Origin of the sequence: Winogradskya consettensis, assembly GCF_018332715.1 — a bacterium.
Lineage (GTDB): Bacteria > Actinomycetota > Actinomycetes > Mycobacteriales > Micromonosporaceae > Actinoplanes > Actinoplanes consettensis.
Genome location: NZ_BOQP01000016.1, coordinates 1 through 14,434 on the forward strand (window position 1 = coordinate 1; position 14,434 = coordinate 14,434).

12 protein-coding genes and 1 pseudogene are annotated in these 14,434 nt (G+C 70.4%); 5 read left to right on the top strand and 8 right to left on the bottom strand.

The window, feature by feature from the left end:
• Nucleotides 1-131: 131 nt before the first annotated feature.
• The 6 genes and pseudogenes from Aco04nite_RS15775 to kdpF all read right to left on the bottom strand — a co-directional run bounded on the left by Aco04nite_RS15775 (nucleotide 132) and on the right by kdpF (nucleotide 8,307).
• Complete coding sequence (locus Aco04nite_RS15775) at nucleotides 132-782, bottom strand: HD domain-containing protein (RefSeq protein WP_212997973.1); 651 nt, start codon at nucleotides 780-782, stop codon at nucleotides 132-134.
• 12 nt (nucleotides 783-794) lie between these two features.
• The gene (locus tag Aco04nite_RS15780) at nucleotides 795-3,431 is read right to left on the bottom strand and encodes a DUF4118 domain-containing protein (RefSeq protein ID WP_212997974.1); all 2,637 of its coding nucleotides are present in this window, start codon (nucleotides 3,429-3,431) and stop codon (nucleotides 795-797) included.
• Between the two features lie 167 nt (nucleotides 3,432-3,598).
• A pseudogene (locus tag Aco04nite_RS15785) lies at nucleotides 3,599-4,438 on the bottom strand (potassium-transporting ATPase subunit C); the annotation flags it as partial.
• Between the two features lies 1 nt (nucleotide 4,439).
• Nucleotides 4,440-6,575 carry a potassium-transporting ATPase subunit KdpB gene (gene kdpB, locus Aco04nite_RS15790; protein ID WP_212997976.1) on the bottom strand — a complete coding sequence of 712 codons (2,136 nt, stop codon included), beginning with the start codon at nucleotides 6,573-6,575 and terminating at the stop codon, nucleotides 4,440-4,442.
• Nucleotides 6,572-8,218 carry a potassium-transporting ATPase subunit KdpA gene (gene kdpA / locus Aco04nite_RS15795; protein ID WP_212997977.1) on the bottom strand — a complete coding sequence of 549 codons (1,647 nt, stop codon included), beginning with the start codon at nucleotides 8,216-8,218 and terminating at the stop codon, nucleotides 6,572-6,574. Before kdpA ends, kdpB begins: the two co-directional genes overlap by 4 nt.
• Nucleotides 8,218-8,307, bottom strand: coding sequence for a K(+)-transporting ATPase subunit F (kdpF, locus tag Aco04nite_RS15800; RefSeq protein ID WP_244876026.1), 90 nt, complete (start codon nucleotides 8,305-8,307; stop codon nucleotides 8,218-8,220). Before kdpF ends, kdpA begins: the two co-directional genes overlap by 1 nt.
• Nucleotides 8,308-8,572: 265 nt before the next feature.
• Here kdpF and Aco04nite_RS15805 point away from each other — a divergent pair, with 265 nt between their 5' ends.
• Entirely contained in the window at nucleotides 8,573-9,181 is a 609-nt protein-coding gene (locus tag Aco04nite_RS15805; protein WP_244876057.1) for an ABC transporter ATP-binding protein, read from the top strand.
• Nucleotides 9,178-10,605, top strand: coding sequence for a DUF6297 family protein (locus tag Aco04nite_RS15810; RefSeq protein ID WP_244876027.1), 1,428 nt, complete (start codon nucleotides 9,178-9,180; stop codon nucleotides 10,603-10,605). Before Aco04nite_RS15805 ends, Aco04nite_RS15810 begins: the two co-directional genes overlap by 4 nt.
• Here Aco04nite_RS15810 and Aco04nite_RS15815 read toward each other — a convergent pair whose 3' ends face one another.
• Entirely contained in the window at nucleotides 10,606-11,526 is a 921-nt protein-coding gene (locus tag Aco04nite_RS15815; protein WP_212997979.1) for an NADP-dependent oxidoreductase, read from the bottom strand. It abuts the gene before it with no gap.
• Nucleotides 11,527-11,705: 179 nt separating this feature from the next.
• Here Aco04nite_RS15815 and Aco04nite_RS15820 point away from each other — a divergent pair, with 179 nt between their 5' ends.
• Both Aco04nite_RS15820 and Aco04nite_RS15825 read left to right on the top strand, forming a co-directional pair.
• Nucleotides 11,706-11,864, top strand: a complete 159-nt coding sequence (locus Aco04nite_RS15820; protein WP_212997980.1) for a winged helix DNA-binding protein — start codon at nucleotides 11,706-11,708, stop codon at nucleotides 11,862-11,864.
• 35 nt (nucleotides 11,865-11,899) lie between these two features.
• Nucleotides 11,900-12,373 (top strand): nuclear transport factor 2 family protein, encoded by a 474-nt coding sequence (locus tag Aco04nite_RS15825; protein ID WP_244876028.1) that lies wholly within the window; start codon nucleotides 11,900-11,902, stop codon nucleotides 12,371-12,373.
• A gap of 6 nt (nucleotides 12,374-12,379) precedes the next feature.
• Here Aco04nite_RS15825 and Aco04nite_RS15830 read toward each other — a convergent pair whose 3' ends face one another.
• Entirely contained in the window at nucleotides 12,380-13,246 is an 867-nt protein-coding gene (locus Aco04nite_RS15830) for a nuclear transport factor 2-like protein (RefSeq protein ID WP_212997981.1), read from the bottom strand.
• Between the two features lie 77 nt (nucleotides 13,247-13,323).
• On the opposite strand from Aco04nite_RS15830, the gene Aco04nite_RS15835 reads away from it, so the two are divergent.
• Entirely contained in the window at nucleotides 13,324-14,340 is a 1,017-nt protein-coding gene (locus Aco04nite_RS15835; RefSeq protein WP_244876029.1) for a zinc-dependent alcohol dehydrogenase, read from the top strand.
• Nucleotides 14,341-14,434 lie beyond the last annotated feature (94 nt).

Consider the following 14,434-nt stretch of genomic DNA (forward strand, 5'->3'; position numbering starts at 1 on the left):
GGACCGCCGCGTCGTCACCGAGTTGCTGCACCTGGACCAACATGAGCACGATTTTCGACCGGGGGTACGACACTTTTCGCCGTCCCAGAGCGACGATGGAGATCGACATCCACCATCTGAAACTGCGTCGCTCAGGGGGTCGTGGTTTGGATGGCGTGGCCGTATTCGTGGGACAGTGCGGTCAGGTCGGGTTCGCCGTAGTGGGTGACCAGGGCGGTGAAGGTGGCTTCCTTGCCGGGGCCGAAGCGGCGGGCGGTGGTGGCGTACGTGGCGGCGGTGAGGAAGGTGGGGGGCGTTTTCTTGCTGTGGAACTTGTCGGCGTACATGACGAGTTGTTCTTCGGGGGTTTGGGGTTGGTAGTCGCCTGGGGGGAGGGGCAGGTGCTGGCGGGTGATGTCGTCCTGGGTGAGGCCGACGCCGGTGTGGCAGGAGCAGAAGCGACAGAGGGCTTCGGGTAGGCCTGCGTCGCGGAGCATTTCGTGGCCCAGGATGCCGTGGCGGATGTAGTTGGCGTGGTCGAGGGTGCCTTCGTGGTCGTAGAGGGCGTAGACGCCGATGTCGTGCAGGAGGCAGCCAGCTCGGACCAGGGCGGGGTCGAGGGCGGGGGCGGGGTCGAGGTCTGGGCCGAGGTTAGCGCCGACGTTGGGGGAAGGTGTGGCGAGGAGCTGTTCGGCTATCCGGCAGACGATTTCGCAGTGGGTGAGTACTGAGGCCAGGGTCTGCGGGGTGGGGGCGAAGCGTTCGTGGAGGGCGCGGATCTCGCTGTCCGAAGGTATGCGCATCAGAGGATTTGATCAGGTGGGGGTGCCGGGGCTCGAGGTGGGCAGGGCGATGATCATGGTGAGGCCGCCGCCGGGGGTTTCTTCCGGGGTCAGGGTGCCGTGCATGGCTTCGGTCAGGCCGCGGGACAGGGCGAGGCCCAGGCCGACGCCGCTGTGGTTGTCGTGGTCGCCGAGGCGCTGAAAGGGCAGGAAGACCTCGGGCCAGCGGTTTTCGGGAATGCCGGGGCCGTGGTCGATGATGCGGATCTCGACGGTGTGGCCGTGGGAGCTGGCGGTGATGACCGGGGGGCGGGCGGCGGGGCTGTGGCGCAGGGCGTTGGCGGTGAGGTTGACGAGCACGCGTTCGAGCAGGCCCGGGTCGGCGTGCAGGGCGGGCAGGTCATCGGGGATGTGCAGGGTCACGGTACGGCCGTCGGGGCCCAGGTCGTCGAGGGCGCGAGGGACGATCTCCTCGGCGCCGATCGCGGTCGCGGTCACGCCGAACGCGCCGGCCTGCAGGCGGCTCATGTCGAGCAGGTTGGTCACGAGCCTGGTGAGCCGGTCGAGGGATTCGTCCGCGGTTTCGAGCAGTTCGGCGCGGTCGTGTTCGTCGAAGTGCACGTCGTCGCTGCGGAGGCTGGCTACTGCGGCTTTTGCGGATGCGAGGGGCGTACGCAGATCGTGGCTCACTGCGGCGAGTAGCGCGGTGCGCATGCGGTCGGCCTCGGCCAGGGGTTTGGCGGTCGCCGCCTCGGCGGTCAGTCGTTCCTGGCGAAGCGCGACGCTGGCCTGGGCGGCGAACGCCTCGATGATGCGCCGGTCGGAGGCCGCGAGGGGGTGGCCACGCAACAACATCACCAACTCCCCGTCCACCTTGACCTCCGCGGCCGGCAGCGAGGCAGCTGGCAGCGAGGCAGTCGGCGGGGAGGCAGCCGGCAGCGAGACAGTCGGCGGGGAGGGGGCCAGCGGGGTGGCAGGCGAGAGGGGAGCGGTCGGCAGAGCGGTGGGTGGTAGGGGAGTAGCGGGCGGCAGAGGGTCGGTGGGTCTGGTGACCTCCGCGACGACCGTGCCCTTGTCGACCAGGGTGACCGAGTCGAGGGTGAAGGTCTCGCGGAGGCGTTCGAGGAGGGCGGTCAGGGGGCGGTCGCCGCGCAGGACGCTGCCGGCGACGGTGGCGAGGATCTGGGCGTCGGCGCCGGCTCGGGCGGCCTGGCGGGTGCGGCGGGCGGCGGTGTCGACGACCCAGCTCACTGCGAGGGCTACGGCGACGAAGATGGCCAGGGCGAGGAGGTTGTCGCCCTCGGCGATGGTGAAGCGGCCGAGGGGTGGGGTGAAGCAGTAGTTGAGCAGCAGGGATCCGGCGACGGCGGCGAGCAGTGCGGGCCAGAGACCGCCGATGAGGGCGACGCCGACGACCGCGGCGAGGAACAGCAGGATGTCGTTGGTGAGCGACAACGACGGTCCCAGGCTCAGCAGGGCGGTCAGGGCCGGCAGCCCGGCCAGCGTCGTGCAGTATCCGGCGAGGCGGCGGCCGCGGGACAGGGCCGGGGGGATGCGGCGGGCGCTGCGGCCCTGGCTGGCGCGTTCGTGGGGTACGAGGTGGACGTCGATCGTGCCGGACAGTGCCGTGGTGGTCACGCCGACGCCGGCGGAGAGCAGTTGGGCGAGTCTGCCGCGGCTGCTCACGCCGAGGACGATCTGGGTCGCGTTGACGGCGCGGGCGAAGTCGAGCAGTGCCTGGGGAACGTCGGTGCCGGCGACCTCGTGGTACGAGCCACCGAGGCTCTCGACGAGGACGCGGTGCCGGGCCAGGGTTGCGGGGTCGGCTCCGGCCAGGCCGTCGTTGCGAGTGACGTGTACGGCCATCAGGTCCGCCCCGCCGGATCGCGGTGCCGCCGTCCGGGTGGCGATCCGCGCGGCCCGGCGGATCAGCGTTCCGCCCTCGGGGCCACCGGTCAGCGCGACGACGACCCGTTCCCGCGTCTCCCAGGTGGCGTCGATCTTGTTGTCGGTGCGGTACTTGCCGAGCTGGTCCTCGACCTTGTCGGCGAGCCACAGCAGGGCGAGCTCCCGCAGCGCGGTGAGGTTGCCGGTGCGGAAGTAGTTACCGAGCGCGGCGTCGATCTTCTCGGGCCGGTAGATGTTGCCGTGCGCCATCCGACGGCGCAGGGCTTCGGGGGTCATGTCGACGAGCTCGACCTGCTCGGCGGCGCGGACCACGGCGTCGGGTACGGTCTCGCGCTGCTCGACGCCGGTGATCTGGGCGACGACGTCGTTGAGCGATTCGAGGTGCTGCACGTTGACCGTGCTCAGCACGTCGATGCCCGCGTCGAGCAGCTCGGTGATGTCCTCCCACCGCTTGCCGTGGCGGGAGCCGGGCACGTTGGAGTGTGCCAGCTCGTCCACGATGACCAGTTCGGGGTTCCGGGCCAGGACCGCGTCGACGTCCAGTTCGGTGAAGTCGACGCCGCGGTACCGGATCGTGCGGCGGGGCAGCACCTCGAGGTCGGCGAGCATGGCCTGGGTGTGCCGGCGCCCGTGAGTCTCCACGAGGGCGACCACGACGTCGGTACCCCGTTCGGCGCGCCGGTGTGCCTCCTCCAGCATGGTGTAGGTCTTGCCGACGCCGGGTGCGGCGCCGAGGTAGATGCGTAGTTCCCCGCGTGTCATCTCCGCGCCGCCTCCCGTCGCTACTTCTGGCCGCCAGCGGTGAGGCCGTCGGCGGTGAGGCCGTTGGCGGCAGGGCCGTCGGCGGTGAGGCCGTTGGGGGCGAGGCCGTTGGGGGCGAGGCCGTTGGCGGCAGGGCCGTTGGCGGCAGGGCCGTTGGGGGCGAGGCCGTCGAGGGCCAGATTCAGTTTCAGTACGTTGACCGCCGGCTCGCCGAGGAAACCGAGCGCCCGATCGGTGGTGTTGTCGTGCACCAGTTTCCGGACCGCGTCCTGTGACAGTCCCCGTTCCCGGGCGATCCGCGGGACCTGCAGGGCGGCGTACGCGGGGCTGATGTGCGGGTCGAGACCGCTCGCGCTGGCGGTGACGGCGTCCGCGGGCACGGCGGGGTGCGAGGGGGCGTCACCGCGGATCGGGGTGATGATCCCGCCGAGGGCCTGGTAGTCGTCGCCGATCGTCGCGGGTTCGACGGTCACGCCGTCGTAGGTCGCCACGAACGGCGTGCCGGTCTGGTTGACGGAGACCACGCGGGTGATCGGGCCGGTGAAGCCGTCGCGGTGGAACACGGCGAGGACCGCGCCGACGCCGTCAGCGGTGCAGAACGGCCGAGCCCCGCTGACACCTTCGAGAGTGCCGACGGCGAGGCTGCGGGCGCAGACCTGGGTCAACAGGCTCTGCGATGCGTCATCCGGGTTGTCGGCGAGGGTGTCGACCACGCTGTTCGGGCCGAGGTTGCTGGCCGAGGTGGCGGTGGGGTCGTAGCCGTCGCCGGCCGCGGAGGGGCGGCTCTGGAAGTAGCGCGGGACGGGGTTTCCGTCGGCGTCGGTGAAGGCCTGGCCGATGAGCACACTGCCATGGGCCACGAGCGAACCATTGGCCTTGTCGCTGAGGCCGGGGATCCGGCCCACGGCGACCAGGAGCAGCGGGTACGCGAGCCCGAGCAGGATGGTGAGGACGAGCAGGGCACGCAGGGCGGCGAGGTGCTGGGAGAGCCAGCTGGGAAGTCGCATGTCAGATCCCGGGGATGAACTGGATGAGGAGGTCGATGATCTTGATGCCGAGGAACGGGGCGACGACGCCGCCCAGCCCGTACACAAGGAGGTTTCGTCGTAGCAGTGAGCTGGCACTGGAGGGTGTGTATCGCACGCCTTTGAGGGCGAGCGGGATCAGCGCGACGATGACGAGGGCGTTGAAGATGACCGCGGACAGGATCGCGGAGCCCGGTGAGTGCAGCCGCATGACGTTGAGCGTGTCGAGGCCGGGGTAGACGGCGGCGAACATGGCCGGGATGATCGCGAAGTACTTGGCGATGTCGTTGGTGATGGAGAACGTCGTCAGCGCGCCACGGGTGATGAGCAGCTGCTTGCCGATCTCGACGATCTCGATGAGTTTTGTCGGGTCGGAGTCGAGGTCGACCATGTTGCCGGCCTCCTTCGCGGCCGACGTGCCGGTGTTCATGGCGACGCCGACGTCGGCCTGCGCGAGGGCGGGTGCGTCGTTCGTACCGTCACCGGTCATCGCGACCAGCCGGCCGCCCTCCTGCTCCTTGCGGATGTAGGCGAGCTTGTCCTCGGGGGTGGCCTCGGCGAGGAAGTCGTCGACACCGGCCTCGTCGGCGATCGCCTTCGCCGTGCGCGGGTTGTCACCGGTGATCATCACGGTGCGGATGCCCATCTTGCGCATCTCGTCGAACCGCTCCTTCATCCCCGGCTTCACCACGTCCTTGAGGTGGATGACGCCCAGGATGCGACCCTGCTCCGCGACGACCAGCGGAGTGCCGCCGGACGAGCTGATCTCGTCCACAACTGAGGCGACCTCGGCCGTGGCTCCACCGGCCCAGGAGATCACCGCGGCGGCGGCGCCCTTGCGGATCTGCCGGTCGCCGAGGTCGACGCCGCTCATCCGGGTCTGCGCGGTGAACGGCACGAACACGGCATCGGCGATCAGGCCGGGCTCGCGCTCCCGCAGGCCGAACTCCGTCTTGGCGAGGACCACGATCGAGCGCCCTTCGGGCGTTTCGTCGGCCAGGCTGGCGAGCTGCGCGGCGTCCGCGAGGGTCAGTGCCGTGACACCTTCGACGGGTACGAACTCAGCTGCCTGACGGTTTCCGAGAGTGATTGTGCCCGTCTTGTCGAGCAGCAGCGTGTTCACGTCACCGGCCGCCTCGACAGCGCGGCCGGACATCGCGAGCACGTTGCGCTGCACGAGCCGGTCCATGCCGGCGATCCCGATCGCGGACAGCAGTGCGCCGATCGTGGTGGGGATCAGGCAGACGATCAGCGAGACCAGCACGATCCCGGTGACTCCGTGAGCGTCGATCGCCGCGGTGTCCGGGGCGGCGGCCTGCCACGCCTTCGAGAAGATGGCCAGGGGCTGCAGCGTGACGACCGAGAGCAGGAAGATGAGCGTGAGCGCGGCGAGCAGGATGTTCAGCGCGATCTCGTTCGGCGTCTTCTGCCGGTTGGCACCCTCGACCAGGGCGATCATCCGGTCGACGAAGCTCTCGCCGGGCTTCTGGGTGATCCGCACGACGATCCGGTCGGAGAGCACCTTCGTGCCGCCGGTGACGGCCGAGCGGTCGCCGCCGGATTCGCGGATGACCGGGGCGGACTCGCCGGTGATGGCGGACTCGTCGACGCTGGCGATGCCCTCGATGACGTCGCCGTCACCCGGGATCGTCTCGCCGGCCTCGACCACGACCGTGTCGCCCTGCTTGAGCTCGGCGGCCGGGGTGAGCCGCTCGACGCCGTCGACGAGACGCCGGGCGACCGTATCCTTCTTGGACTGACGCAGCGTGGCGGCCTGTGCCTTGCCGCGACCCTCGGCGACCGCCTCCGCCAGGTTCGCGAAGACGACGGTCAGCCACAGCCACACGGTGATCGACCAGGCGAGCACGCTGGGGCCGGTGACCGCGAGGACGGTGGTGAACAGCGCCCCGGCCTCGACGATGAGCATGACCGGGTTGTGCCACAGGGTGCGCGGGTCGAGCTTGGCCAGCGCACCGGGCACGGCCTGCCGGAGCTGCTTCGGATCGAGCAGTCCGCCCTGGACGGTCCTGCGAGGCTGCGGCGGGGTATCCGCTTGCCGTTCCACAGCTCGGCCTTCGGGCGGCTCGAGGGTGGTGGTGGGGTGGTCGGTGGGGGTCATGACAGTCCCTCTGCGATGGGTCCGAGTGCGAGAGCGGGGAGGAAGGTGAGGGCGACGAGTACGACGGTCACGCCGACGACCATCCCGACGAACAGGGGCTGGTGGGTGGGCAGCGTGCCCTCGGACTCGGGGGTGGCCCGTTGCCGTGCCAGGGATCCGGCCAGCGCCAGGACCAGCACGATCGGCAGGAACCGGCCTAGGAGCATCGCCAGCCCCAGCGCCGTGTCCCACCACGGCGTGTTCACGGTGATGCCGCCGAACGCCGAGCCGTTGTTGTTGGCGGCGCTCGTGAACGCGTACAGAACCTCGGAGAGACCGTGTGGTCCCACATTGAGCGCCGTGCTGTTGTTGCCCGTCGCGAAAGCGGCGGCCGTGCCGGCCAGGACGAGTGTCGGGGTGACCAGGAAATACAGCGACGCCAGCTTCATCTCCCGCGCGCCGATCTTCTTGCCGAGGTACTCCGGGGTGCGCCCGACCATCAGCCCGGCCACGAACACCGTGATGACCGCGAGGATGAGCAGCCCGTAGAGCCCGGAGCCGACGCCACCCGGGGCGACCTCGCCGAGCATCATGTTGACGATCGGCATCATCCCGCCGAACGGCGTGAACGAGTCGTGGAAGGAGTTCACCGCGCCGGTCGAGGTCAACGTCGTCGCCGCCGCGAACGCCGCCGAGTCGGGGACGCCGAAGCGGACGTCCTTGCCCTCCATCGCCGCGCCGACCGCCTGCGGCACCGTGCCACCGCCGTGCACCTCGAACCCCACGGTCAGCGCCACCGAGGCGATCGCGAGGATGCCCATGACCGCGACGATGGCGTACCCCTGGCGGTTCTGCCCCACCATGCGGCCGAAGACCCGGGGCAGGCTGAACGGGATCAGGAAGATCAGGAAGATCTGGAACCAGTTCGTCCACGTCGTCGGGTTCTCGAACGGGTGCGCCGAGTTGGTGTTGTAGAAGCCGCCGCCGTTCGTGCCGAGCAGCTTCACCGCTTCCTGCGACGCGACCGGACCGCCTGTGAGGTGCTGCGTCGCGCCGGTCAGCGTGGTCACGTCGGTGCCGCCGGAGAGGTTCTGCACGACGCCGCCGACCATGAGGATCAGCGCGGCGAGGGCACAGACCGGCAGCAGGATCCGCAGCGTGATCCGGGTCAGGTCGACCCAGAAGTTGCCGAGCGTGCCGCTCCTGCGGGCCGCGAAACCGCGGATCAGCGCCACGGCGACGGCGATGCCGATACCGGCGGAGACGAAGTTCTGCACCGCGAGACCGGCCATCTGCGCGAGATGACCCATCGTTGATTCACCGGAGTACGCCTGCCAGTTCGTGTTCGTCACGAAGCTGACCGCCGTGTTCCAGGCGATGTGGTCGGTGACCGCGGGCAGGCCCAGCGACAGCCACAGCTTGTCCTGCACCCGCAGCAGCAGGTAGAGGAACAGCACCGAGACGGCGGAGAAGGCGAGCACGCTGCGGGCGTACACCCCCCAGGTCTGCTCGGCGGCCGGGTTGACGCCGACCAGGCGGTAGATCCCGCGCTCGGCGACGCTGCTCCGCGTGCCGGTGACGACGCGGTACATGTAGTCGCCGAACGGCCGGTACACCGCCACGAGGGCGAGCACCAGGGAGACGACGAAGATCCAGCCGGCCATCAGAACTTCTCCGGGAAGAGCAGGGCGGCGACCATGAAGACGCCGAGCAGGACGGCCACGATCAGGCCGATGAGGTTGACGGCGCTCACCAGCGTTCGACCGCCCGGATCAGCACGGTCAGCGCTGCGAACAGCACCACCGTGAGTCCGACGAACACGAGATCAGCCACGGAAGGCTCCTTGACGAGGGGTGTGGGGGCTTACGTGGAGAAGAAAAGCGCGCGGGGGAGCCCGTGTCATCGGCGTTCACGCGTTGCCTACGCCGCCGGGGCACTTCTTGACGCGCTCTTAACGCCGCAGGTGGCGCCCGTCACGCGGCGCCGGCGACGGCACGGATACTTGTCCGGTGCTCACCATGCTGTCCGTCGCGGTTGCCTACCGGGGCCAGGACGTTGTCGCCGGCTTCTCGCTCGAGCTCACCGCGGGTCAGGCCGTCGTGCTCCGCGGTCGTAACGGCGCGGGGAAGTCCACCCTGCTGCGCGCGGTCTGCGGGGTGCTTCCGGTGCGCTCGGGCACGATCCTGGTCGACGGTTCGGCCGCCGACGAGACCAGAGCTGATTTCCGGCGTACGGTCTGCGCGCTCCTCGACGACGCCGCCTGGTACCCGTCACTCACCGTCATGGAACACGTCGAGCTGGTCCGGCTCGTCGCCGGTGATCCGCCGCCCGGCTGGTGGACGCCGGTCGAGCTGGCAGCCACGCTCGGGCTCGAAGACCTCGCCGGCCGCTCCCCGGCCCAGCTCTCGTCGGGACAGCGCCAACGGCTCGCCCTGGCCATGGCGTTCGCCCGGTCGAGCCGGCTGCTGCTGCTCGACGAGCCGGAGCGCCACCTCGACGAGGACGGGCGTACGGTGCTCGGCGCCCTGCTCGCCCGCTACCTCGACCTGGGCGGCGCGGTCCTGATGGCGACCCACGACCCGGGCCTGAGCACCGCCGGGCGCGTCGTCGACCTGGACCGGGGATGAAAGCCGCGGAGTTACGCCGCTGGATCCGCGTCAGGCGGCTGCGCGGGGCGCGGGGCCGGTGGAGCGCGGACGGCATCTACACCGTGGTCCTGTCCGCGGCGTTCGCGGTGCTGGCCGTGGCCACCTCGGCGCGCGGGCCCGGCATCGCTCTGACGGTCGCCGCTCCGGCCGGGGCTGCGCTGGCGCTCTGGGCGGCCGCGACGTTCGGCCCGCTCGGGCTGTCCCGGCCGACCCTGATGTGGGTCGCGACCGGCCCGGTCAGCCGCCGCGACCTGCTGCTGCCCCGGCTGACCGCGGTGCTCGGCGTCGGCGGGACGACCGGCCTGCTGACCGTGCTCGTGTCCCACGCGCCGACCGCGGGCCTGCTGGTGCTCGCGGCCGCGACGGGCGTGCTGCTCGCCGGGGTGGCCGCCGGGATCCAGATCACCGCCCGCAATGCGACCCCGATCCTGCGTACCCTCGCCGCGGGAAGCCTGGCCGCCGCCCTGCTCATGCCCCGGACCGCTGCGCTCGCGCCGGGCCCGGCCGTGACCGGTGTGGTAGTGGCCGCCGCCCTGCTGGTCGTGGTGGGCGTCGTGGCGCGCCTCGACCGCATCCGCATCGGTGCGCTGAGCGGCGACGGCGCGGCGACGCTCATCAACGGTATCGGCACCGCGGACCCCGGCCTGCTGACCCGCGCCGCCGAGGAACGCCGCTGGCGTGGCCGCACCCTGCGCGGACGGCTCCCGGCTCGCAGCGGTGGACGGGCGATCGTCGCCCATGACGTGCTCGCGTACCTCCGGCTGCCCGGGCGCGTGGCGCTGACCGTCGCGCTCGGCGCCGTACCCGTCATCGTTGCCGGTCCTGGCACGTCACCCACGGTCCTGCTCGGCAGCTGGGCGGTCGCGGCGCTGCTCGCGGCAGGCCAGACCACCAGCAACGTACGCCACGACGCCGACCGCCCGACCCCCGCGCGCCTGCTCGGCCTGACCGGCCAGCACCTGCTCGCCCTGCGCTCGGCGTTGCCCACGGTCGTCGCGGCGCTCTGGTCGGCCACGGCGCTCGCCCTGGTGGCAGCCCGGACCGGAGGCGACATCGCCGCGGCACTCGTCCTCGGCGCGGCCTCGGGCCCGGCCCTGGCCGCGGGAGCTCTGCGCTCGGCCCGCCGCTCACTGGTCCGCCACGACTACCCGCTGATCGTCACCCCGATGGGCGTCGTCCCGAGCGGCCCGTTCCTCTGGCTCGCCCAGGGCCCCGACCTAGCACTGCTAGGCTCACTGCCACTGCTCATCGCCCTTGCCACCGCAACGTACGGCTGGCTCGCCTCACTCATCCAGGCCGCCATGGCCACCGCGGTCCTGGCCGGCTTCCTCACCCGCCGCCCCGGCGCCTTCCGCCTCAAACCCCTGCTGCACCGCACCGCCACCGTCATCTGGCGGCTCTGATCACGAGTTCACCAGCACGATCTTGCCTCGTACGCTGCCCGCCTCCCCGGCACGGTGAGCCTGCGCGACATCTTCCAGGGCGAACGTCCGCCCGACCCGAACGGTGAACGCCCCCGCCTCGACCAGCCCCGCGACCTGGGCGAGCGAATAGAGCGCCCGGCCCGAGTCACCCCGGCTGAACCGTACGCCGTACTCCTGGGCCCCCGCGTGGTCCGCGACGGTGAGCACGTGCTCCGGGCCGCCCGCGAGCTCGATCAACTCGGGCAGGTTACCGCTGCCGGCCACGTCGAGGGCGAGGTCCACGCCGTCGGGGGACAGCTCGCGTACCCGGTGTGCGAGGCCGTCCCCGTACGCCACAGCTTCCGCACCGAGGCTGCGCAGCAGCTCGTGGGTCGCCGGGCTGCCGGTACCGATGACCCGCGCGCCACGCGCCACAGCGAGCTGAACCGCCGCACTACCCACGCTGCCGGACGCACCACTGACAAGAAGAGTGACGCCGCTGCCGCGGCTGGGCTGGGTTTCGATGCCGAGCTGGTCGAGGGCGCGGGCGGCGGTCTCCACGGCGGACGGGAGCGCGGCGGCCGCGGCGAAGTCGAGCGACGCCGGGATGGTGGCGTAGTGGGACAGCACCGCGAGCTCCGCCTGCGCGGCACCGTCGGGCGAGAACCCGAACACGCGGTCACCGAGGGCGACATCCGTGACCCCGGCACCGAGCTCGTCGACGAGGCCGGCTGCTTCGTACCCCAGGGTCTGTGGGAGGTCCTGATCCATCAGCCCCTGGCGCTTCTTCCAATCGCTCGCATTGACCCCGGCCGCCCGAACCGCGATCCGCACCTGCCCCGCACCCGGGTGCGGGTCCGGCAGATCGGCGAGCTCGAGCACATCCGGGCTCCCGAACCGACTGAACCGTGCTGCCTTCACATGCTGCTCCCGTCCTCCACCAAGCGGTATCCGACGGTACCGAAGTGAACCGCGCAGCAAGCCCCACTCCTGCGAAGCCGATCGCCTCCGCCCCAGACTGTCAGCCTAGATTCCTAGGATGCCTTAAAGGGTGTGCCCACGGACGGGCCGCGCACTCCCGGGACCGCCGCAGCTACGCCGTGCACCTCACCCCGGCGGGCCGGGAGCGACTGGCTGCTGCGGAGGCCACGGCGAGCGAGGTGATGGCCGGTCTGCCCGCGCCGTTCTCGGCCGCGGAACGCGACCGGCTCCACGCCCTGCTCGCCCGCTTCATCGCGCACGCCGCCGACGGGGGATGATCGAAGCCGGCCGTGATCACCCAGCGAAGGGCAGCATGACGATGACCGAGGAACGCCCGCCATTCCCGCCGTTCACCCTCGACACCGCCCGGGCCAAGGTGCAGGCTGCCGAGGACGCCTGGAACACGCGCGAACCGGAGCGGGTCGCTCTCGCGTACACGCAGGATTCGGTTTGGCGTAACCGTGACGTCTTTCTGCAGGGGCGTGACCAGATCGTCGAGTTTCTCACCGCGAAATGGCAGCGCGAGCGCGACTACGCACTTCGAAAGAGCCTGTGGTCCTTCACAGACGACCACATCGCGGTCCGCTTTCAGTACGAGTGGCACGACAGCGACGGCAACTGGTTCCGCAGCTACGGCAACGAGCTGTGGGAATTCGACGAGCGTGGCCTGATGAGCCGCCGCGAGGCCAGCATCAACGACGTCGCCATCACCGAATCCGAGCGCCGCCTCTTCGGTCCCCGCCCCGCCGACGAGCGCAGCCCCGCCCACGACATCCCACTGCGATAGCGGCCCTCACAGGGGGATGGGGTCGGTGCCGTGGCCTATGCGGGCGACCACCAGGCCGGTGGGGGAGACCTCGGCGTATTCGGCGGTGTGGAAACGCAGGACGGTGCCGGTGGGGGATTCGATTGTCCAGCGGAGTTCGTGGAAGAAGAACCAGTCGTCGACGTGCTGGTTGATCAGCGCGAGTTCGCGTACCGAATAGTGGTCGTAGAAAGCGGTGAGGTGCGCTCGCAGCTCGTCCCGGGTGTGCAGTTCGACCAGGGTGCCGGCATCGGTGAGATAGTCGCGGGTGCCGGTCTGGGTTTCGGGGTGGGCGTGGGCGGCGATGGTGTCCACGTCACCGGTCCGGAACGCGTCGAGCAGCCGGGTCTGGAGGGCGGCGACGGCGTAGCGGGCGGCGAGGGGACCGTCGGCGGGGTCGCCGGGCATGGCGGCGGATTGGGTGCGGCCCCAGAAGAGTTCGCCGGTTATGCCTTCGGAGCCCATGGTCGGGAAGAGCACGATGACCGGGCGCTGGCTCTCCGCGCCGGTGGCTTTGGCGCGGCCACGGCCGATGCCGCTGACGAAGGAATACCAGGAGCCGTGGAGTTCGGTCATCGGGCGGATCGCGACGACCGCGGAGAATCGGTGCATGTTGCGGTACGTCTCCGCGATGCCGTCGTAGGTCGCGACGATGCGCTGGGTGGGGATCTCGTGACCGGGTTCCACCGCGGGGCTCACCGTGTACGCGTACGGCCCGCTCGGTGCCAGCGTTGCCAGGATTTCGTCGATGTCGTCGACGTACTCCGCGTTGACGTGCCGCCACATCGTCTCCGCGGCTGACACCTGCAGGTCTGACGTGACGAGAAGCTCCCCGGCATGCGTTCTGTCTCTCATCTCCATAGGAGACATGACGATCCTGACGCGGTGCTGACGTCAGCGTTCTGTCAGGCCGTTCTGGTTCTCTTGCAGCCATGATGAAGTCGGTAATCGTGACCGGACCTGGGAAAACGGCGACGATCGAGGTGGAGCGGCCGGTCGCCGGGCCGGGAGATGTGCTCGTCAGGATGCGGGCGTGCGGCATCTGCGGCTCGGACGGGCTCTACATCTCGGTCGGTGGCATACCGCCCCGGCAGGGCGCGACCCCGCTGGGCCACGAACCCGCCGGGGAGATCGTCTCGATCGGCGCCGGGGTCCGGGACCTTGCCGTCGGTGACCACGTGGTGCTGAATCCGATGGCCGCCGCGGACGGCATCATCGGCAGCGGCGGTGCGCAGGGCGCCCTGTCGGAATACGTGTTGGTCCGCGGCGCCGAGGCCGGCACGCACCTCGTGACGATCCCGGCGCACATCCCGTTCGAGGTGGCGGCTCTGAACGAGCCGATGGCGGTGGCAGGGCACGCAGTGAACCGTACGCAGCCCAAGGCGGGCGACAAGGTCGTCGTGTTCGGCGCCGGCCCGATCGGCCTCGGCGCGACGATCGCCTACAAACTGCGCGGCGCCCACGTCGTGGTGGTCGACATCGTGCCCGGCCGCCTGGAGAAGGCCCTCGCCGTGGGCGCCGACGCGGTCATCAACTCGGCATCGGCCCCGGTCGACGAGCTCCTGATCGACCTGCACGGCGAAGCACCGCCCAGCTTCGCCCGCGGTCGCAGGGCCGGCACGGACATCTACCTCGACGCGGCCGGCGTACCCCAGGTGATCGAAACGGCCACCAGGCTGGCCAGGCACGGAGCGACGCTCGGCGTGGTCGCCGTGCACAAACGGCCGGTCCCGCTCGACCTCGGTGCCCTGCTGACCACGGAGCTGACCGTCGTCCTGTCGATGGGCTACCCGACGGAGATCTTCGAGGTCACCCGCGACCTCATAGAAAACTGGCAGCGGTACGCCCTCATCGTCAGCGACACCATCCCGTTCGCCGAAGCCCAGCGCGCCCTCGACCTCGCCACGACACCCGGCGCGGCCGACAAAGTGGTGGTCACTTTCCCGTGATCAGGGGTTCCGTGGAATTGGATCCCCCTTAATATCAAGAGGATCCAACGAGCCAGAAGGTCTGACCCCGCAGCAGGGCTAGCACGTCGAGGTC

What these genes read in the sequence shown, in the direction of transcription:
- Aco04nite_RS15775 (WP_212997973.1), bottom strand. Translation starts at nt 782, where the DNA reads ATGCGCATACCTTCGGACAGCGAGATCCGCGCCCTCCACGAACGCTTC.
- Aco04nite_RS15780 (WP_212997974.1), bottom strand. Translation starts at nt 3,431, where the DNA reads ATGACACGCGGGGAACTACGCATCTACCTCGGCGCCGCACCCGGCGTC.
- kdpB (WP_212997976.1), bottom strand. Translation starts at nt 6,575, where the DNA reads ATGACCCCCACCGACCACCCCACCACCACCCTCGAGCCGCCCGAAGGC.
- kdpA (WP_212997977.1), bottom strand. Translation starts at nt 8,218, where the DNA reads ATGGCCGGCTGGATCTTCGTCGTCTCCCTGGTGCTCGCCCTCGTGGCG.
- Aco04nite_RS15805 (WP_244876057.1), top strand. Translation starts at nt 8,573, where the DNA reads ATGCTGTCCGTCGCGGTTGCCTACCGGGGCCAGGACGTTGTCGCCGGC.
- Aco04nite_RS15810 (WP_244876027.1), top strand. Translation starts at nt 9,178, where the DNA reads ATGAAAGCCGCGGAGTTACGCCGCTGGATCCGCGTCAGGCGGCTGCGC.
- Aco04nite_RS15825 (WP_244876028.1), top strand. Translation starts at nt 11,900, where the DNA reads ATGACGATGACCGAGGAACGCCCGCCATTCCCGCCGTTCACCCTCGAC.
- Aco04nite_RS15830 (WP_212997981.1), bottom strand. Translation starts at nt 13,246, where the DNA reads ATGAGAGACAGAACGCATGCCGGGGAGCTTCTCGTCACGTCAGACCTG.
- Aco04nite_RS15835 (WP_244876029.1), top strand. Translation starts at nt 13,324, where the DNA reads ATGATGAAGTCGGTAATCGTGACCGGACCTGGGAAAACGGCGACGATC.